At 40.4% G+C, this 19,401-nt stretch carries 16 protein-coding genes and 1 tRNA gene; 11 read left to right on the top strand and 6 right to left on the bottom strand.

Features of this window, described 5'->3' with window-relative positions:
• Position 1: 1 nt before the first annotated feature.
• Genes J7Q78_RS00470 through J7Q78_RS00460 form a run of 3 tightly spaced genes read right to left on the bottom strand, consistent with a single transcriptional unit; the run spans position 2 to position 2,190 of the window.
• On the bottom strand, positions 2-775 hold the full coding sequence (locus J7Q78_RS00470; protein WP_235688019.1) for a restriction endonuclease subunit S: 774 nt from the start codon (positions 773-775) through the stop codon (positions 2-4).
• 54 nt (positions 776-829) lie between these two features.
• Positions 830-1,684: an IS3 family transposase gene (locus tag J7Q78_RS00465; protein ID WP_208423207.1), complete on the bottom strand. Its 855-nt coding sequence runs from the start codon at positions 1,682-1,684 to the stop codon at positions 830-832.
• A complete protein-coding gene (locus J7Q78_RS00460) occupies positions 1,681-2,190 on the bottom strand; it encodes a helix-turn-helix domain-containing protein (protein ID WP_208423208.1) in 510 nt (169 codons plus the stop codon). The genes J7Q78_RS00465 and J7Q78_RS00460 overlap by 4 nt, the downstream gene beginning before the upstream one ends.
• A gap of 300 nt (positions 2,191-2,490) precedes the next feature.
• Between J7Q78_RS00460 and J7Q78_RS00455 the strand changes: the two genes are divergently transcribed.
• The 6 genes from J7Q78_RS00455 (at position 2,491) to nagE (ending at position 10,709) form a co-directional block, all read left to right on the top strand.
• Positions 2,491-3,348 (top strand): ABC transporter ATP-binding protein, encoded by an 858-nt coding sequence (locus J7Q78_RS00455; protein ID WP_407929549.1) that lies wholly within the window; start codon positions 2,491-2,493, stop codon positions 3,346-3,348.
• Positions 3,341-4,594: an ABC transporter permease gene (locus tag J7Q78_RS00450; RefSeq protein WP_208422669.1), complete on the top strand. Its 1,254-nt coding sequence runs from the start codon at positions 3,341-3,343 to the stop codon at positions 4,592-4,594. The genes J7Q78_RS00455 and J7Q78_RS00450 overlap by 8 nt, the downstream gene beginning before the upstream one ends.
• Positions 4,595-4,674: 80 nt before the next feature.
• Positions 4,675-5,754, top strand: a complete 1,080-nt coding sequence (locus J7Q78_RS00445) for an FAD:protein FMN transferase (protein WP_208422670.1) — start codon at positions 4,675-4,677, stop codon at positions 5,752-5,754.
• A 104-nt stretch (positions 5,755-5,858) separates the two neighbouring features.
• Positions 5,859-7,754 carry a M13 family metallopeptidase gene (locus J7Q78_RS00440; protein WP_208422671.1) on the top strand — a complete coding sequence of 632 codons (1,896 nt, stop codon included), beginning with the start codon at positions 5,859-5,861 and terminating at the stop codon, positions 7,752-7,754.
• Between the two features lie 58 nt (positions 7,755-7,812).
• On the top strand, positions 7,813-8,430 hold the full coding sequence (locus tag J7Q78_RS00435; protein ID WP_208422672.1) for a sugar O-acetyltransferase: 618 nt from the start codon (positions 7,813-7,815) through the stop codon (positions 8,428-8,430).
• Positions 8,431-8,690: 260 nt separating this feature from the next.
• Positions 8,691-10,709: an N-acetylglucosamine-specific PTS transporter subunit IIBC gene (gene nagE / locus J7Q78_RS00430; protein WP_208422673.1), complete on the top strand. Its 2,019-nt coding sequence runs from the start codon at positions 8,691-8,693 to the stop codon at positions 10,707-10,709.
• A gap of 54 nt (positions 10,710-10,763) precedes the next feature.
• Here the strand turns inward: nagE and J7Q78_RS00425 are convergent, their stop codons facing one another.
• Together J7Q78_RS00425 and J7Q78_RS00420 are read right to left on the bottom strand one after the other, a co-directional pair.
• Positions 10,764-11,711, bottom strand: a complete 948-nt coding sequence (locus tag J7Q78_RS00425; RefSeq protein ID WP_154242892.1) for a DUF1002 domain-containing protein — start codon at positions 11,709-11,711, stop codon at positions 10,764-10,766.
• 110 nt (positions 11,712-11,821) lie between these two features.
• Positions 11,822-12,955 carry a VanZ family protein gene (locus J7Q78_RS00420; protein WP_208422674.1) on the bottom strand — a complete coding sequence of 378 codons (1,134 nt, stop codon included), beginning with the start codon at positions 12,953-12,955 and terminating at the stop codon, positions 11,822-11,824.
• A 265-nt stretch (positions 12,956-13,220) separates the two neighbouring features.
• Between J7Q78_RS00420 and J7Q78_RS00415 the strand changes: the two genes are divergently transcribed.
• The 4 genes from J7Q78_RS00415 (at position 13,221) to J7Q78_RS09980 (ending at position 18,001) form a co-directional block, all read left to right on the top strand.
• Positions 13,221-14,501 carry an adenylosuccinate synthase gene (locus J7Q78_RS00415; protein WP_208422675.1) on the top strand — a complete coding sequence of 427 codons (1,281 nt, stop codon included), beginning with the start codon at positions 13,221-13,223 and terminating at the stop codon, positions 14,499-14,501.
• Positions 14,502-14,670: 169 nt separating this feature from the next.
• Complete coding sequence (locus tag J7Q78_RS00410) at positions 14,671-15,981, top strand: NCS2 family permease (protein WP_154242964.1); 1,311 nt, start codon at positions 14,671-14,673, stop codon at positions 15,979-15,981.
• Between the two features lie 85 nt (positions 15,982-16,066).
• Positions 16,067-16,729 (top strand): class A sortase, encoded by a 663-nt coding sequence (locus J7Q78_RS00405; protein ID WP_208422676.1) that lies wholly within the window; start codon positions 16,067-16,069, stop codon positions 16,727-16,729.
• 471 nt (positions 16,730-17,200) lie between these two features.
• Positions 17,201-18,001 carry a hypothetical protein gene (locus J7Q78_RS09980; protein WP_235688018.1) on the top strand — a complete coding sequence of 267 codons (801 nt, stop codon included), beginning with the start codon at positions 17,201-17,203 and terminating at the stop codon, positions 17,999-18,001.
• A 378-nt stretch (positions 18,002-18,379) separates the two neighbouring features.
• Here J7Q78_RS09980 and J7Q78_RS00395 read toward each other — a convergent pair.
• A tRNA-Lys gene (locus tag J7Q78_RS00395) sits at positions 18,380-18,452 on the bottom strand.
• Positions 18,453-18,680: 228 nt separating this feature from the next.
• On the opposite strand from J7Q78_RS00395, the gene yycF reads away from it, so the two are divergent.
• Entirely contained in the window at positions 18,681-19,394 is a 714-nt protein-coding gene (yycF, locus tag J7Q78_RS00390) for a response regulator YycF (protein ID WP_154242887.1), read from the top strand.
• Positions 19,395-19,401 lie beyond the last annotated feature (7 nt).

Below are 19,401 nucleotides of genomic sequence, written 5' to 3'. Positions count from 1 at the left end.
TTTAAGGAAAGAGTTTTTGAAGATAAGCTTGTTTTAATTGCTGCAGTTGTTTAATTTTAGACTGCTGAAGTGTAATAAACTGATCAAGTGTTTGAAAAAATTTTCCTATTTTTTGTTGTTCATGTATCTGAGGATACTGAAAATTCCTCTGCTCTATGTTTCCTTTTGTAACATGTAACATTGTTGTTCCATTTGTGCTTTGTTTAATTCTTTCTTTATCTGTTTGTAACCAAATGAATAGATATTGTTTATTAAGCTTCTTATTTAGGATATTTAATTTCCAAATATGATAATGATAAATTACTTTCTCCTCATTCCACATTTTAGGACCAAAATCTGTAGCCCATATATATAATAAGTCTCCTTTATTTGCATATTTATCAGGTTCTAACTCCAAATTAGAATAGTACCACTTATCATTAGTATTAAAGTTTCCGACTCTAAGAACCCTATATTTCCCAAAATCCAATAATTCATTTTGTTTATAGGCTCTACCATTAATAAATAAAACCTGATTTCCCAACTTACTTTGTTTCCAATCATCGTTAAATTCTTTAAATCTTAATCTAGGAGAGTACTGATTTTTAGCAGGAAACATTTGTTGTAAATATCCCCGTTTCAACTTCTTAAGAAGTTCGAGCCTACGCTGCTGAAGATTTACAATATAATTAAGATTCTCAAAAAAATCGCCAATCTTAATTTCTTCTTCAGTTCTTGTTTTAAAAAAAGGAATCTTTTCAATTTCAATTTTATTAATCTTTTTTGGAAAAGCCACATGAAGTGTTTGCGGTATACCCCAAAAGTTAAAGTAAATATTTAGTTGTCTTTTCTAGGCGGCACGTTGTCGGTATTTTACCGGCGATGTGCCGCCTAGTTTCATTTGAATACGTTTTGTATTGTAATAGGTTATCCATGATTCTATTTTTAGAATTAATTCCTTGGCGGAATTGTATTGTCGTAAATCGTCTACTTCAACTTTTAATTTATTGAAGAAGCTTTCAATACAAGCATTATCTAGGCAAGTAGCTCGTCGAGACATACTTGGTGTTATATGGGCTTTTTTAAGTTTAAATTGCCACGCGTTATGCCGATATTGCCACCCCTGATCAGTGTGTAGGAATTGTTTGTAGGTCGTTTTGGGCAGGATTTTAAGTAACATCTCTAATGGTTTTAAAGCAAATTCAAGATTGGGACTGGCGCTTGTAATACTGTAAGTTAATATTTCATTGTTATATAGATCCATAATTGGTTCAATATATATTTTTTCGTTTGTTTTGGGAATTCGAAATTCAGTGACATCAGACACCATCTTTTGATATGGTCGATTAGTTTTAAACCGACGGTTTAATCTATTTTTAACTCGGTGCCCTTCGGGCCCTTTAGAAGAATCATATTTCCGTTGCTTTCTTCTATAACCTTCACCTTGGATATTCAGAAGTTTCATTATCCGATAGACACGTTTGTGATTGGCCTTAAGGCCATAATCATTTGATAAAATCTGTGTAATTCGAACACTCCCTAGATGGTGATCTGATTTCCAGATTGATAAGATCAGTTTTCTGAGTTTTTTGTCCTTATCAGGCTTCTTAAATTGGCGACGCCAATAGTAAAATGTAGCTGGAGCGATTGGCAACACTCGTAAAAGATCAGCTAATTTGAATCGGGCCTCGAGTTGGCAAATCACTTGGGCAATTTCTTTGTTTGTTGCTTCATCGAGGCCAATAATTTTAACGCTTCATTTTTGATACGCAGCTCAAGATTTTCAGCTTCTAACTGTTTTAGTCGATTTTCTGTAGGAGATAGTACTTTTTTATTATTAGTTTTCTTTTTAGTCGTCATGGTTGATTTCCGCCCTTTTTGTATTAAGCATAAACCATTCGGACCTTCGGTACGATATATTTCTTTCCATTGTTGGATTTGACGTACATTAATATAACCAAATTTAGCAGCGACTGCACTGTATGATGCATTATTTTGAATTGCCCAACTAGCAATCTTAATTCTAAAAGTGCTCGTAATTTTAGGTGGATTTAATAAAAAATCAGGGCCAAAGTATTCATACGCTACACACATCAAATTAAATCTTGTTTGATTTATGCCGTATTTTCTACTGATTTGATTCTTACTAAATTCTCCTTGATGATACTCAAGGATTGCTTTTAATTTTGTCTGTTTAGAAATTTTAGTCATCAAAATACCCCAATCATTAAAGTTTTTACTTTAACAATTGGGGTATAGGTCAATTGATAGTAGCTGTAGCTCTTTTTTTGGTAAAAAAGGCGCTGTTATTTGTGTGACAGGACCATTTGGCAATTGAGTATAGGCAATGATAGCAAGCCATAATCATTGTGGGCAATGCGGCGGAATCTTTAAAATTTAATTATTTGAATAATGCGCTTCCGTAATGAATACGGTATAGTTAAGGTAGTGAAAAATAGGGGGGTTAAAGATGTGTTGACGTTATCACATTTATCCAAAAAGTTCGGGGCAATGCAAGCGGTTGACGATGTTTCATTCACTGTCCAATCGGGCGAAATATTAGGCTTGATTGGTCAAAATGGAGCCGGAAAGACAACGACTTTTCGGATGATTTTGAATTTTATGGCGCCAGATAGTGGCACGATTCTTTGGAAAGGGCGGGCCTTTACCGCTGCGGATTATGATCAACTTGGCTATTTGCCAGAAGAACGCGGATTGTATCCCAAGATGACCGTGGAACAACAAATTTTGTACTTTGCACAGCTTCGTGGGCGCAGCATCGCAGCCATCAAACCACAGATTGATGAGTGGTTGGTGCGCTTCGGGGTGAAGGGTAAGCGGACTGATAAAATCAAGGATCTTTCAAAGGGGAATCAACAAAAAGTACAGTTGATTGCGACGTTGATCCATCAACCGGAACTCATCATTCTTGATGAACCTTTTAGTGGACTCGATCCCGTGAACGCAGAACGCTTAGAAGAAGGAATTTTATGGCTTAAAGAACAAGGTTCGGCAATCATTTTTTCAAGCCATGATATGACGAATGTCGCGCGGATTAGTGATCGAATCGTGATGTTACGTGATGGTCAAGTGGTGTTATCTGGGACAATCAATGAAATTCGGAATCAGTTTGGTCGAACGCAACTATTCTTAGAGGCGCCTTTAGCACCTGAAACTTTAGCGAAGATTGATGGCGTTTCACGTGTAACACAGCACGGAGAGCGGTTTGAATTAACTTTAGCTGACGAAGCGGTCGGTAAAACAATTTTTGAATTAGCCACCCAAAAAGGGTACATCTTAGAGTTTAGTCAACAAGCACCAACCCTCGATGAAATCTTTAGGATGAAAGTGGAGGAAGGCCATGTTTAAGTTTAGGGTCATTTTTAAACAAGTATTTCTAAAGAATATTAAGAGTCCAGCATATCTAATCATGATTTTAATGCCAATTGTGATGATTGGGATAACACTTGGGGTCAGTCGTTTGATGAATCATAGTAAAGACCCCGTTAGGATTGCAGTTTTGGCGTCGCAACCAACGGAACAGGCTGAATTACAGCAGTTAAAAGGTAACACATATCAGATTAATCAGCAGATTACGACTCAAGAACAAGCTACTAAAGCGCTCCAGAAAGAGCAGATTGATGGTTATTTAGTGCTAAGTGAAGAAAAGGGACAGACCGTCAGTCGCTACTATCAACGAAAAGATAGTCCATCATTTGATGCAAGTATTCTAGAAAATCAGTTAAATCAGATTCACTTAGTAGCCTTGGCGCAACAAGCAGGCGTTGCGCCTGAACAGATTCATAATTTGATGACGCCAACGGTCATTGCACCAGTAACCGTTAATTATCAAAATGGTCATCAAGAGATTTCCCGGGAAAACACTAAAGAAGTAAGCCAAATTATCTCTATTGGAATTACGGTCTTGATGTTTATCTTTATTGTAAATTATGCTGGAATGATTGCCCAGGAAATTGCGACTGAAAAAGGGTCGCGCATCATGGAAATTATCCTATCAAGTGTTTCGATTGAAACTCAATTTTTTGCAAAGATTGCCGCAATTTTAGCCTTACTAGTCACGCAGATGGTTGTCTATATTTTGGTTGGGATTATAGGGTTTCAAATTTTGAAACAATACTTACCGCTAGCGGAATTATTACCGGTTATTCGTCGTGCTTTGGTTGCACCAGCAATGTGGTATGCAGGGCTCTTTTTAATTATTGGCGTCTTACTCTACACGGTATTGGCGGCAATGTTAGGCGCTGTTGTATCCCGAATGGACCAAGTACAACAAGCCATTTCGCCATTAATTCTACTAGGTACCCTAAGTTATTTGGGTGGCTTTTTATTGGCATCACAGCCCGGTATGCCAGTGCTTCGCGTGGTGAGCTACGTACCGTTGTTCTCACAGATAATGTTACCGGTGCGCCTGGCCAATGGCGATGTTGGCACACTAGGTGCTAGCATGGGGCTTCTGGTTGCTATGGTGACACTAATCGGACTGACTTATTTTGCATTGCTTATCTATCGGATGAATATTCTGGTTTATTCCGACAAAGGTATTTTTAAAGCATTGTTTGCCACTTATCAACAGCACAAAGAATGGCACCAGTAATTGATTTTAATCACCAATTAAAGCGGATTCATGGTATGATAAACCTATGTGATTTTAGTAGCAAGGGGAGCGATTAAAGGATGCAAAAACGATGGTTGAAATTCGGTCTGGTACTTTTAGGAGTGGTGTTTGGATTGGTGGGCTGTCAGAATAAACCGGCTGCTCAAGAAACGTTAATCAAAAAGCCCTATGAAAAAAGTGACTACTATCTGGGGACGATTTGTACGTTACGAATCTATAATAAAGATAAGGAAGCCGTGCTAGATAAAGCTTTTGCGCGAATTAAGAAGTCCGAGAATCAAGCAACGTTAACCAAGGCGGGCTCTGAATTGGATGAAATTAATGATAATGCCGGTGTTAAGCCTGTCCAGGTCAGCCAAGACATGTGGCCATTAATGGAAAAAGCATTACACTATAGTCAAGAATCCGATGGCGCATTTGATATGGCCATTGGTGCGATTACCAATTTATGGCAAATCGGGTTACCAGGCGCACGGGTGCCAGCACAAGCAGAAATTGATCAAGCCTTACCATTAGTCGACTATCATGACGTTGTCTTGAATAAGGCCAACCGGACAGTTTACCTTAAGAAAAAAGGCATGCGGCTTGATTTTGGTGGTATCGCGAAGGGCTATATTGCCGATCAAGTCAAACACGTTTTCAAGGAAAATGGTGTGACATCAGCCGTTATTGATTTAGGCGGTAATGTGATTGTTATGGGACACTCACCATTAGGAACGAACAAACCATGGACGATTGGCATTCAAGATCCGAAAAAAGCACGTGGTGAGTCGGTCGGTACGATTGAAGGACGTGATATTTCAGTTGTTACGGCTGGTATTTATGAACATTATCTAAAAAAAGATGGTCATACTTACATCTATCTTTTTGATCGCCATACTGGTTACCCTTATGAAAATAATCTGGCGAGTGTCACGATTATCTCCCCCAAATCAGTGGATGGGGACGCCCTTTCAAATGCCGTCTTTAATAAGGGCATTGTTGATGGCATGCAGCTTATCAACAATAAACCGAAGAATATCCAAGCCATCATGATTACGAAAGATAATAAAATTTATTTATCAAATGGCTTGAAGAAGACCTTTAAACTTAACCAAGATGCAAACTATCAAGTGGTCAAACAATTGCCAACGAAATAGCCGCTGAATGCCGGTTTTTTCACAATTACAAGGGGCAAAGCATTAACGGAATAAGTGGCAAAATGGTAAAATTGAGAAAGAATCTGCTTTTGAGGAGGATAATGATGACAAACGTGCGAATGCAAGATGATTTTTATACGGCGGTGAATCAAGAATGGCTAAAAACGGCTGAAATTCCAGCGGACAAACCAGCAACAGGGGGCTTTGTTGCCTTGGTTGATGAGATTGATCAGCAATTAATGGCTGATTTTGCTAAGATGTCAACTGCCAAAAACGCATTGTTACAACATTTTCTAGATTATTACGAACTAGCAGCGGACTTTCAAACGCGTGATGCACTTGGGATGAAACCAATCTTACCGATGGTGGCCCGGGTGCAATCGCTCGATAGTTTAGCGACATATAATCGCGGGTTGGCTGATTGGGTGCTCTCTGGCTTGCCAACACCATTTGGCTTATCTGTCGATGCTGATATGAAAGATACAGCCCATCACGCATTATATGCGGAAGCTAGCGACTTAATTTTGCCAGATAAGACATATTATGAAGCCGATAATCCCAATGCGGACCATTTATTAACGGTCTTTACGGATATGATGGTTCAGCTCTTACAGAAAATTGGAATTGCGCCAGTCGATGCAACAAAGACGGTTAAATTAGCCTTGGCATTTGATCGCTCACTTGCGCCTTTTGTCAAGAGTGCTGAGGAAGCGGCTGATTATGCGAAACTTTATAATCCACAGCCATTGAGTGATTTTATGCAGCATCAGACGACGCTCGATTTTAAACGTTTATTTAATAAGCTATTACCCGTTCAACCAGAAAAAATTATTGTGACGGAGCCGAAATATTTTGCTCAACTTAACCAGCTTGTGACAGACGATAACTTTGAAACTTTTAAAGCGTGGCTATTAGTCATGACGGTCCGTCGTTGGAGTGGTTATCTGAATGAAGAGGCGCGCCAAATTAGTTCGCTGTATAGTCGGGCGCTATCTGGCAGCAAGGAAGCACGGCCCCAACAAAAAAGTGCTTACTACCTTGCCTTAGGCATGTTTAATCAAGTCGTTGGTGATTATTATGGGCGCCAATACTTTGGCGAAGCAGCCAAGGCCGATGTTCAAAAGATGGTCCAAAAAATGATTAGCGTTTATCAAAAACGTCTTGAACAAAATGATTGGCTAACCGAAAAAACCCGCCAACAAGCGATTGTAAAACTCAATCACCTTGGAATTCATGTCGGTTATCCAGACCAGATTGCCCCCATTTTTGCGAAGTTGGTCACAGTGGCCAAAGCAGAAGGTGGGACATTATTTGAAAACACTGCTGACTTTATTCGGACGATTGAAATGGAGAATTTTGCAAAATTGACGCAACCAGTGGATCGTAATAAGTGGGAAATGGGCGCTGCCACAGTTAATGCCTATTATTCACCTTCGAAGAATGTGATTGTTTTCCCAGCGGCAATTTTACAAGCCCCTTTTTATAGCTTGGCACAAAGTAGCAGTGCTAACTATGGGGGAATTGGTGCGGTGATTGCGCATGAAATCTCCCATGCTTTCGATAATAATGGTGCGCAATTCGACGAGTACGGCAACTTGCATAATTGGTGGCAAGCATCAGATTTAGCCCACTTCAAGGCACTTTCGGAAGAAATGATTGCAGAATTTGATGGGCTAGAATATGCAGGTGCAACGGTCAACGGAAAATTAACCGTTTCGGAAAACATCGCCGATGCGGGTGGCTTGAGTTGTGCGCTTGAAGCAGCTAAGGGAGAACCCGATGTTGATTTGGCAGCTTTCTTTGTCAATTGGGCAACGATTTGGCGGATGAAAGCCACCCAACAATATCAACAATTATTATTAAATATCGATGTTCACGCACCAAACGCGTTGCGCGCCAATGTTCAAGTGCAAAACTTGGCAGCTTTTTACGAGACGTTTAATGTTACAAAAGCTGATCAGATGTACTTAGCCCCTGATAAACGGGTTGCGATTTGGTAAATTAAAAAGGTCGGGCACTATTGTGACCCACCGATTTTAGTAGCGATGGGGGATAAAAATGTCAGAAAAAAACCGCATGATTGGCGGGCAAATTTATCGGGCGAACGATCCAGAGTTGCGGGCCGATATGAAACACGCGCGTGTGCTTACTCGTCTGTTCAATCAAACGACTGAAGAACAACAGGCTTACCGCCGCGAATTAACGCAACAATTATTTGCAAAAAGTGGTGCAGATTTATATATCGAACCACCATTTCGCACGGATTATGGTTGTCAGACACGTATTGGTGAACATGTATATATGAATTACGATTGTATTATCATCGATGTAGCACCAGTGACAATTGGAAACCACGTTTTCTTTGGTCCCCGAGTAGGCCTGTACACGGCTGGGCATCCAACAACCGCACAAGAACGCCGGGATGATTTGGAATATGGTAAGCCAATCACCATCGGGAATGACGTATGGATTGGTGGTAATACCGTTGTTAATCCAGGTGTCAGCATTGGAAATAACGTGGTGATTGGTTCCGGATCAGTTGTGACCAAAGACATTCCCGATAATGTGATTGCAGTCGGCAATCCATGTCGGGTACTTCGGCCGATTGATGCGGCGGAAGAAGCTTATTGGGCGCAACAAAAAGCAAATTATTTTGATGCTTTGGCTAATGAATAATAGTTTGCCAAGCACTGCTAAATTGGGGAAAATGTTTATATAATAGCCGCTAGAACACCATAAAGAGTGTTCTAGCGGTTTTTTTGATTGGCGGAGCTGAACGGTTTGTTGATTATTTAGGTATAGACCAATAATTTTTACAATTGTGAAACCGCTTTAACCGTTGTTCATAAAGGTCTATACCGATTATTAAGCGCTTGCTTATCATTTACATTAATGATTTAATCATATTAACGAAAAAAATGAATGGAGAACAACGTATGAAGAGTTACTTACAACGAATGGGTCGTTCATTAATGCTGCCAGTTGCTGTTTTACCAGCCGCCGCGATTTTAATGGGGATTGCCAACTGGGTTGGCAATGGCGATTCAAATGCAAATGTTTTTACAATTTTCTTATCAGCCGGTGGCGGCGCAATTTTAAATAACTTGCCATTATTATTCGCCGTTGGGCTAGCCTTGGGGATGTCTAAGGACCAAGATGGGGCAGCCGCTCTGGCTGGTTTAGTGGCTTTCTTAGTGCCGAAGACCATCTTGGCACCTGCTTCAATCCAGGCAATGCAGGGATTATCAACCGTCGCTAAAGTGAATCCAGCTTTTGGTAAGATCGAAGGGAATGTTTTAATCGGGATTATTGCCGGTTTAATCGCAGCAGCGATGTACAATCGGTTCCATAATGTAAAGCTACCAATGGCCCTTTCGTTCTTTAGTGGGAAGCGTCTAGTGCCAATTATGGCGGCAACGGCAATGATGGTTGTTTCAGCTATCTTATACTTCGTTTGGCCAGCCGTCTTTACAGTATTAGTTTCATTTGGTGAAGCAATCTCTAAATTGGGTTGGGTTGGTGCCGGTCTATACGGATTCTTCAACCGGTTACTAATTCCAACTGGGTTACACCATGCCTTAAATTCTGTCTTCTGGTTTGATGTGGCCAACATTAATGATATTGGCAACTTCTTAGGAGGGGCAAAATCACTTGCAAATGGGTCAGCTGTGATTGGTAAGACCGGAATGTATCAAGCCGGTTTCTTCCCAGTGATGATGTTTGGGTTACCAGCTGGTGCTTACGCAATCTACAAAAATGCCCGCCCAGAACGGCGTAAAGCAACAGCTTCATTGATGTTAGCCGCTGGTTTTGCTTCATTCTTTACCGGGGTGACAGAACCACTTGAATTCTCATTTATGTTTGTTGCATGGCCCCTTTATGTATTGCATGCAGCTTTCACAGGCATTTCACTAGCCGTCGCTGCTTTCTTCCACTGGACAGCCGGTTTTGCATTTAGTGCTGGGTTAGTCGATTATGTTTTAAGTCTGAAAAACCCGGTTGCTAATCAACCATTGATGTTATTGGTTGAAGGGATGGTCATGGCAGTTATCTACTACTTTGGGTTCAACTTTGCCATCAAGAAATTTAACTTGATGACCCCCGGCCGGGAAGCAGAAGATGTTGTCGATGAAGATACTGCCGGTGTTGAAACAGATGCTACCGACGACAAGTTCATGGTCCAAGCAAAACGGATCTACGCTGCAATCGGTGGTAAAGACAATATCAAGGTGATTGATAACTGTACAACGCGGCTTCGATTACAATTAGAAGACACTGCCAATGTCAACCAAGCAGCGATTAAAGCGGCTGGGGCGGCTGGGATTAACGTTTTAGATAAAACAAACATTCAAATTATTATCGGGACAGAAGTGCAATTTGTGGCCGATGCCTTAAGGGAACTTTATAATCACAACACACCAATTGCAACAAGTACGCCAGAACCAGCTGTTACATCAGTTGCAACGGCGGTTGATAGCGATATTCACTCGGGGGAAACAGATGTTTTTTACGCGGTTGCTAATGGTGAATTAATCGATATTGAAAACGTTGATGACCCAACTTTTGCGCAAAAAATGCTTGGTGATGGCTATGCTGTCATTCCAACCGACGGTAAAATTGTCGCGCCAGTTGATGGGACTGTCATGACGGTTTTCCCAACGAAACATGCCATTGGGATTAAAACAACGAATGGGTTAGAAGTCTTAGTGCACATGGGGATTGATACAGTTGAATTAAACGGTGCCCCGTTTGCAGTCGTTGTGGAAGAAGGCCAGACAATCAAACATGGTGACTTATTAGCAACGGTTGATTTGGAGCAAATTACTGCTGCTGGTAAGAAGACGGCAATGATGGTGATTATTACCAACATGCCAGCTGTTGATTACATCAAATTTAATGCAATGGACACCACAGTTGCTGCCGATGCAGTGGCATTAAAAGCAACAACGAAATAATGAATAAATAAAAAGCCCTGCAAACTTCAGTTTGCGGGGCTTTTTGGCGTGTTATTAGTTAAATAGTCCTTTGAAGAAATTAGCCATGCTATCAAAAAGTTTTTGAATGAAATTCCGATTGCTTTGGGTGTTGAGCTTATTGAAGATATTTTTCGCGCCACTTTGGATATTATTCATTAACTTGCCGGCTTGATTTTTGAAATCATCTGAATTCAAAGCGCCAGAATCTTGAATTTTGACGAGAACATTGATGATTTGTTGTTTTTGGTTATTGTTGATGATATTGGTGAGGTTGTTTTGTTCGAGTTGATTGTTGACGATGGTAGTAATTTGGTTAACGGTTAGGTGATTTCCCTTATTGGCCATGTCTTTTTTGGCGCCGGTGACGGCATTGTTCAATTGGGAGTCTGAATAACCATCGGTGCCTTTATTGGCCTGTGTGATGTCGCTAAGAGTGCTCATTTCATCTTGGGCAGCTGTCACTTGCGCTTGGTTGAGTGAATCACCATTTTCAGCGAAAGCAGCGTAGACCCCAGCTAAAGCGCCAGAACCATCGATTGGAATTGCGGAAGTCACGTAAATCGTCGCGTTGGTGATACCGGCGGTTAAGGCCGCATTTTTATATTGATTAGCTGTAATTGTTGTAATGTTGTTCCGGCCATTAAAGTCAATAATTTTGACATTGATACCGGTATTGCTGCTATTTTTTTGAATTAAAGCACTCGAGTAAACACTCGAGTTGGCGTTAAATGTTTGTTGATTTTGATCAAGATATTTTACAAGGGTTGAGCCGGTTACTGTTAGCTCACTGACGTCCGTGACATTGGCGGCGTTTTCGAGTGTCTTGAGTGTCTCGGCTTTTTGGGTGCTAGAAAGGCTAGTCCCAACCGTGGCCACTGGTTTGTCCCACGATGACGTGCTGTCGGCAAAGACGGTTTGGGCGCTTAGACCAATAATGGCAATCAATGCAATGGGGATGAGGAACTTAAATTTGTTAAGCATAAGCAATAATCCTTTCTGAAAGTAAATGATATCTTTAGTATAGCTAATTCAAGCCGTAAAGTATTCGATTTTAACTATTTTTAGGAATTAAAGATGATTTTAAGGCTTTTTTAAGGTTGCTGCGCGGGGTGAATGCTACTAATGACCCGTGTGTGGGTGAGCTTTTCATAGAATAATTGGGGGCGTTTGGTCACCCAACTTAATAAGAAATTACCGGTGAACAACAGTGGTGGTAAAAGTGACAGGCCGGTAATAAAGAGATAGACGTCAAAATGTTGTTGGCCACTAGCAACAGCGGCATCCAAGATGATACGCCAAAGTTGAAAACTTGGTATGACGATGAAAAATAGGAGTAATTGGCGCCAGAAGATAGCCCAACGCTGATGATGGTTAGCGACAATTTGTAGCTGCAAAAGGGCTTGACCGAAAGTTTTACCACGCCAAAGGATGGGGAGTATTAAGAAATAAGCACCAGTTGCTAAGCAGTATTGAAGGACTGCAGAATGAATGGCGGGTAGTTTTAGTAATCGCCAGATAACAGTAATTACAAAAGTGATGATGCTCAAAACACAGTAGTCAATTGCAAGTGCCAATAAGCGGCGGAAATAGCTCACTTTTTGACCGCGATCATAGGCTGCTTGATCCAAACTTTCACGAGTTGGTAAAAAGAAAGTGACCATCGGCTGGAGATAGAATCCAAGTAGGCCACCAGACGTGTTGAGCAGTAAGTCATCAACATCGAATAACCGATAGGGCCGAGGATAGATACCATAAAGGCCCGATAGTTGGGTCAGTTCGAAGAATAGGGATAACGTGAAACTAAGTAATAAGGTCCGTTTGAAAGACATCTTAAAGAAGTAACGTAAATAAATACCAAATGGAACAGTTAAAAAGACGTTAAATAAGGGCTGAATTGTCGCAGCTTGTTTAAGCGTTGCAAGATACGAACTTGGTTGGGTTAAAACAAGATGGGTCGCGTGGACAAATTCTCGGACAAACATGAAAGGAACTAGATTATAACGCGGAGTGGTTAAATGAGCGACCACTGAGCGCGGTGGCAATGGCAGAATAATTAAACAGTAAGCGGCTACTAGATAGAACATGAAACTGTAGAGAATTACACTGCGCATGATGGTTAGCGAACCATAACGGTGATAGTGATAAACTAACAGTGGCACAGTTAAGATAATTGCGACAAATGGGAAGGCAATTGCCGCAGTAATGATATTGCTGACGTAAACCATGATGAACTCCTTTAGTGTTAGATGTGGTTATATTGTATTTTTTTAATGAACACCTGTCAAAACGAGAATTATTGTTCGTGATTTGCTTTATTATTTTTTGGATTATACGTATCGTTAAGATTTAAAATAGATAAAGCCTATTAGAACATTTTAAAGTTCGTCTTTTATATTGATTTTGCATTGGTTTTTTGCTACAATAATTTCTGTGAGTTTTAGGGTTTAAATAGCGAATCTGAAGATGGGTTCGAATAAGGAGTATGTTTATATGACATCTGTAGTAGTTGTTGGAACGCAGTGGGGCGATGAAGGTAAAGGCAAGATTACTGACTTTTTAGGTCAGAATGCGGATGCAATCGCGCGTTATCAAGGTGGCGACAATGCAGGGCATACCATTCAGTTGAATGACACAACTTATCATTTACAATTAATTCCATCTGGGATTTTTAACAGTGATAAACTCAGTGTGATTGGCAACGGGGTCGTTGTGAATCCGAAAACCCTCGTTTCTGAATTGAAATACTTAACGGGTCAAGGGATTAATGTGAGCCAATTAAGAGTATCAGACCGAGCCCATATCATCTTGCCCTATCATTCTAAATTGGATGGCTTACAAGAAGCAGCTAAGGGTGATCAAAAGATTGGGACAACTAATCGGGGGATTGGCCCAGCCTATATGGATAAAGCCGCTCGGAGCGGGATTCGGATTGCCGATTTATTGGACAAGGAACTCTTTGCAACTAAATTAAAACAAAACTTAGACGAAAAAAATGCGCTCTTTACTAAAATCTACGGCGTTGCCCCGCTTGACTATGCGGCAATGTTTGCAGAATATTACCAATATGGCCAAGAAATTAAACAATATGTTTGTGATACTTCAGTTGTTTTGAATGATGTTTTGGATCAAAAGGGGAATGTCTTATTCGAAGGGGCTCAAGGGATTTTATTAGATATCGATCAAGGCACCTATCCATTTGTGACGTCATCGAATCCGGCTGGGGGCGTTTCAACGGGCTCCGGCGTGGGTGCTTCACGGATTGACGAAGTGGTTGGTGTCGCTAAAGCCTATACTTCACGGGTTGGTGATGGCCCATTTCCGACCCAATTAGATGATAAGATTGGCGATTTCATTCGTGAAGCCGGCCATGAATACGGCACTGTAACGGGTCGTCCAAGACGAGTTGGTTGGTTCGACTCAGTGGTGCTACGGCATTCAAAACGAGTGGCAGGCGTGACCCAATTATCACTAAACTGCGTGGACGTCCTAACGGGAATTAAAACATTGAAAATCTGTGTGGCATACGAATTAGATGGCGAACGAATTGATCGTTATCCAGCAAGTCTCCGCGAGTTAGAACGTTGTACACCGATTTATGAAGAATTACCTGGTTGGGATGAAGATATCACGGGTGCTAAGACGCTTGAAGATTTACCAGCCAATGCGCGGCGCTATGTGGAACGGATTCAAGAATTAGTTGATTTACCATTAGCAACCTTTGCTGTTGGTCCTGATCGGGAACAAACGAATGTCTTGTCTGCTATCTGGTAGGCATTACTGAAAAAGAGCATAAAAAAAGAGAATGCAAAGTTCGTTTTCTAAACGGGTCGTTAAACACGCCAACAAACTTTCATTCTCATGGGTTTGGCACCAGTCAGTATTATACACACATTACCACGAAAAAGATAGTGGGAAAATTAGTCGGTTTAGAGGAGTCGTTATGGAAAGAGTAAGTCGTTTCTTCGGGATAGAAGAACAACATTCAACAGTGCAACGGGAAATCCTAGCAGGATTCACCACATTTATTTCAATGGTTTATATTTTATTCGTTAACCCGAGCGTTTTAGGCGATTCAGGGATGGATAAAGGGGCTGTTTTTGCAGCCACAGCATTAGCAAGTGCGATTGGCTGTTTCTTGATGGGGTTATATGCTAAATACCCAATCGCAACCGCACCGGCTCTAGGAATTAATGCCTTTTTTAGTTATTCAGTGGTGATCGGAATGGGTGTGTCATGGCAAACAGCCTTAGCGGGTGTATTTGTAGCGTCATTAATTTTCATGTTGATTACTGTCTTTAAGTTACGGGAAATGATTATTGATGCCATTCCACGAAATATGAAATTAGCGATTTCGGCTGGAATTGGGATGTTTGTTGCTTTCATCGGATTACATGGTGGTGGTTTGATTATTGCGAACAAATCAACCGTTGTTGGTTTGGGAGATTTCTCGCAAGGAACGACTTGGTTAACTGTTTTTGGATTAATTATTACCGTTATTTTAATGGTGCGTAAAGTGCCAGGGGCGATCTTTATTGGGATGCTTTTAACCTCAATCGTTGGGGCCATCAGCGGCTTAATTCAGTTGCCAACGCACTTTGTTGCAGCTGCGCCAAGTTTAAAACCCACTTTCTTAGCTGGTCTAAATCACATTGGCGATATCAACACCGTTCAAATGTGGGTCGTTGTGTTAACCTTCTTGTTGGTCACATTCTTCGATACAGCTGGCACCTTGGTTGGTTTAGCCGAACAAGCGGGTTTTATGAAAGATAACAAGATGCCCCGTGTTGGCAAAGCTTTGGTATCAGATTCAACCGCTATGTTAGCTGGCTCATTGCTAGGAACGTCACCAGTTGGGGCCTTTGTTGAATCATCCGCGGGGATTGCTGTTGGTGGTCGGACTGGTTTAACGGCCGTCGTGACAGGGGTGTTATTTGTCTTCAGTTTATTCTTTTCACCATTATTGACAGTTGTTACGTCACAAGTGACGGCCCCCGCATTAGTGATTGTCGGCGTTTTAATGGCCCAATCATTGAAGAAAATTGACTGGGAAAAATTAGAAATTGCAATTCCGGCCTTCTTAATCGTTTTAGGCATGCCACTGACTTACAGTATTTCTGATGGCATTGCGTTAGGCTTTATCGTCTATCCAATCACAATGATAACCGCTGGTCGTCGCAAAGAGATTCATCCAATTATGTATGTTTTATTCTTTGTTTTCGTGGCCTTCATGTACATCTTAAACGTTAAATAAACGACAAACGCACAGCCGCAATTTTTAGGGTGTGCGTTTTTATGTGTTACAATAATTGGGAATTCTAGTGAAGGGTTTAACTGTTATGCCAAAAAAAATAAGCAACAGATTAATTAATGGCCTTTTAGCCATTCTGTTAGTGATTGGATTAGCACTGGTTTTCATTAATCCAATCCGCAACCAGTTAGTTAAAATAATGGCGCATCGTCAGATGGATGTCACAGCTGCTCAAATTAAGAAAAATCAGCATAAAAAAGCGAATTTTGATTTTAATAAAGTTGCTTCGCTTAATACAAAACAGATTTTGAAGGCTGCTGTTAGTGACGATGTGATTGTTTTAGGGAAAGTTGCGCTTCCAAGTGTCAAGATGGCACTGCCGGTCATGAAAGGTGTCTCAGAGGATACAATGGCTCAAGGCGGCGGCACAATGAAACCTGACCAACAAATGGGGGCAGCCAACAACTACGCTTTAGCGGGCCATTCTTTCCAGAATATCTTCCTGCCACTTGAAAATGTGCGCGTCGGCGATAAGATTTATCTAACGGATATGGAAAAAGTCTACACGTATAAAGTTGATTACAAGGCTTCAATCAGCCCATATGACGTACAAGTCATCGATGATGTACCAGGCCGCAAGATGGTGACATTGATTACCTGTGACAAAACGATCCGCAGATGGTGTATTCAGGGCGAACTCATAAAGACCCAAAAGGCGACCAAGACCACGTTAGCTGTTTTCGGGAATTAACCCAGGAAATAAAAAGCAGTCTGGGAATTCTATGATAGTAGGTAGGCTTTTTAATCTGGTAAATATAAAAACGTCATCCAACTGGTGACGTTTTTTATTTGAAAATTATTGGGCTGAGATTCCCGCTAAGAATAAATAGAACGAGCAGCTTTAAAAAATGCGATAGCATTTTTTAAAAGGTTAAGCGTCTGACAAAACCTAATTTTTTATTTCCAACAATAATAGATAATTTAAAGGATTATTGTGTCAACAAGTTGAAGCACGAGTACTGACACAATAAGTAGCGTCATAAAATGCGACATTACGCACTCAATTTTATCTGGACAAAATTAAATATCTGTAAGAAGATGAAATAGGTTAATAGGGTTATTAATCTATTGAGCCCATATTATTTTTTTACATGGGCAGTGAATTGTTAACGGATAGTGGCTATTTAAATAGTTTGAGAAATAGAATTGGAAGGTCGACAAAATGGCGAAAAAATATTTAAGTAAGTGGACAAGAACTAAACATACATATGAATTTTACAAACAACGCAGAAATAGCCCACAATGGCGTGATGACTTTTTAGCGGTCAGGTCAAAACGCAGAACAGAAATCGCTATACAAGCGTTTGTCATATTATTAATAGTGGCTGGTGGCGCATTCTATTTCTCTAAGAAAGGAAGCGCACAGCACATTGCAAGACCGGCGGAATTAAAAACTAGTACAACTACTGAAAATTCCCGATCAAACGAAGATAGTAATAGCTCTGTGAGCTCTAATCAGGAAGAGTCTATAGGCAATGATAGTTCGAACCTGTCAACTAGTCTTAACCAGAACCAAAAAAGAAAGAATGCTACGAATGATGAGTTTCCAGCATCAGGCTATAGTGATGATCAGATTGAATATGCGAGGGTTACAGAGACAATTATCAATTACTACAAAATTAAAACTCAACCGATTTCAATTACTGCAGTAAAAAATGAAAAAGGGCACCGTGTACTCCCATTTGAAGCATCCGTAACAGTTCCTCAAGAAACTGTAACTTTAACTATTGATAGTAATGGCACGATGGCTGGAACAATAATTATAACGTATAGTTCTAACCACAACGGATCTATTAATTTTTACAGAGAACCAACTCATTATCAAGACCCAAGGTACATCTCTGAGCCTGCTTGGGTCAAGCAAACTTCTCAAGACCTATTAGATAGTATGCAAAAACTTCAGATTCCTACTACCTTTGATAATGAAGCAGCAGAAATAATTTCTAAAATAGATGTTCAATAAAAGAACTGTTAATTGAATTGGATAGTTAAAAATTAGATTTCTCCCCACTTTACGCTTGTGAGGGTAAGCACACGTTGCCGTTTTGATTAGATTACACTGTTTTGAAGCCGCCTGAAAAGCGTTCTTTTTTAATGACTTTGCAAAAGAATTACTCAAGCCAACTTTAGCGGAAACTATTATTGTGTTTTTACAGTTTAAGGACTTTCCGAAATATGTATTAATTGTTACTTAGTGTATATGCTCCCGTGCGTGATTTTTGCTGAATACGTGAGTATGGTTTGACGTACCCACTATGGCATGCTATGTTGTCTAAAGAAATAAAAAAGCCGTTATATCAATGCCTAAGCATCTCTATAACGACTTATCATGTATACTTGATGGGTGGTCAGGGGATCGAACCCTGGACCCACGGATTAAGAGTCCGTTGCTCTGCCAGCTGAGCTAACCACCCATATGATGTCTCGCCTTACGACTTAAATATCATAGCATATTAAACAAACTTTTGTAAATAGTTATTTGTATTTTTTTTGAATAAAGTAACGAAGTGCGTAAGATTTAATCGTTATTGGGGTTAACAATTTTGTTCATCCAGCTGGTCAGAAGCGACCTAATTTTGTATTGCTCTCTGAAAATGAGTATAATAGAGGGCAAAGCATCCACACTCAAGGAGGATCCATATATGGCTAAAAAAATACTAGTCGTTGATGATGAAAAACCGATCTCTGACATTGTTAAATTTAATCTAACCAAAGAAGGTTACGAAGTCTATACAGCTTATGATGGTGAAGAAGCTTTACAGCAAGTTGAAGAGGCTGTTCCAGATTTAATTCTATTGGATTTGATGTTGCCGAAGATTGATGGGCTAGAAGTGGCCCGCCAAGTGCGTAAATCGCATGATATGCCGATTATTATGGTGACGGCTAAAGATTCTGAAATCGATAAAGTAATCGGTCTTGAACTCGGTGCTGATGATTATGTGACGAAACCATTTTCAAATCGAGAATTGGTGGCGCGAGTTAAGGCTAACTTACGCCGACAAGGGACAACGAGCCAATCAGATAAAGAAGCGAATGAAGAAAACCACGAGATTAACATCGGGGATTTAACAATTCATCCAGATGCTTATATTGTGTCAAAACGGGGCGACAAGATTGAATTGACGCATCGTGAATTTGAATTGTTACATTATTTAGCTAAACATATCGGCCAAGTCATGACTCGTGAACATTTATTACAAACGGTTTGGGGGTATGATTACTTTGGTGATGTCCGGACTGTCGATGTGACGGTCCGTCGTTTACGTGAAAAAATTGAAGACAATCCCAGTCATCCAGAATGGTTAGTGACCCGCCGGGGGGTTGGTTATTACTTAAGAAATCCTGATCAGGAGTAAATTTGCC

This window comes from Latilactobacillus fragifolii (assembly GCF_905332535.1).
In the GTDB taxonomy this organism is placed as follows: domain Bacteria; phylum Bacillota; class Bacilli; order Lactobacillales; family Lactobacillaceae; genus Latilactobacillus; species Latilactobacillus fragifolii.
The sequence above is the reverse complement of the archived record's forward strand: the minus strand, read 5'-3'. Positions and strand labels throughout refer to the sequence as shown.

What these genes read in the sequence shown, in the direction of transcription:
- J7Q78_RS00450 (WP_208422669.1), top strand. Translation starts at nt 3,341, where the DNA reads ATGTTTAAGTTTAGGGTCATTTTTAAACAAGTATTTCTAAAGAATATT.
- nagE (WP_208422673.1), top strand. Translation starts at nt 8,691, where the DNA reads ATGAAGAGTTACTTACAACGAATGGGTCGTTCATTAATGCTGCCAGTT.
- J7Q78_RS09980 (WP_235688018.1), top strand. Translation starts at nt 17,201, where the DNA reads ATGGCGAAAAAATATTTAAGTAAGTGGACAAGAACTAAACATACATAT.
- J7Q78_RS00415 (WP_208422675.1), top strand. Translation starts at nt 13,221, where the DNA reads ATGACATCTGTAGTAGTTGTTGGAACGCAGTGGGGCGATGAAGGTAAA.
- J7Q78_RS00440 (WP_208422671.1), top strand. Translation starts at nt 5,859, where the DNA reads ATGACAAACGTGCGAATGCAAGATGATTTTTATACGGCGGTGAATCAA.
- J7Q78_RS00460 (WP_208423208.1), bottom strand. Translation starts at nt 2,190, where the DNA reads ATGACTAAAATTTCTAAACAGACAAAATTAAAAGCAATCCTTGAGTAT.
- J7Q78_RS00405 (WP_208422676.1), top strand. Translation starts at nt 16,067, where the DNA reads ATGCCAAAAAAAATAAGCAACAGATTAATTAATGGCCTTTTAGCCATT.
- J7Q78_RS00445 (WP_208422670.1), top strand. Translation starts at nt 4,675, where the DNA reads ATGCAAAAACGATGGTTGAAATTCGGTCTGGTACTTTTAGGAGTGGTG.
- J7Q78_RS00425 (WP_154242892.1), bottom strand. Translation starts at nt 11,711, where the DNA reads ATGCTTAACAAATTTAAGTTCCTCATCCCCATTGCATTGATTGCCATT.
- J7Q78_RS00410 (WP_154242964.1), top strand. Translation starts at nt 14,671, where the DNA reads ATGGAAAGAGTAAGTCGTTTCTTCGGGATAGAAGAACAACATTCAACA.
- J7Q78_RS00435 (WP_208422672.1), top strand. Translation starts at nt 7,813, where the DNA reads ATGTCAGAAAAAAACCGCATGATTGGCGGGCAAATTTATCGGGCGAAC.
- yycF (WP_154242887.1), top strand. Translation starts at nt 18,681, where the DNA reads ATGGCTAAAAAAATACTAGTCGTTGATGATGAAAAACCGATCTCTGAC.
- J7Q78_RS00455 (WP_407929549.1), top strand. Translation starts at nt 2,491, where the DNA reads ATGCAAGCGGTTGACGATGTTTCATTCACTGTCCAATCGGGCGAAATA.
- J7Q78_RS00420 (WP_208422674.1), bottom strand. Translation starts at nt 12,955, where the DNA reads ATGGTTTACGTCAGCAATATCATTACTGCGGCAATTGCCTTCCCATTT.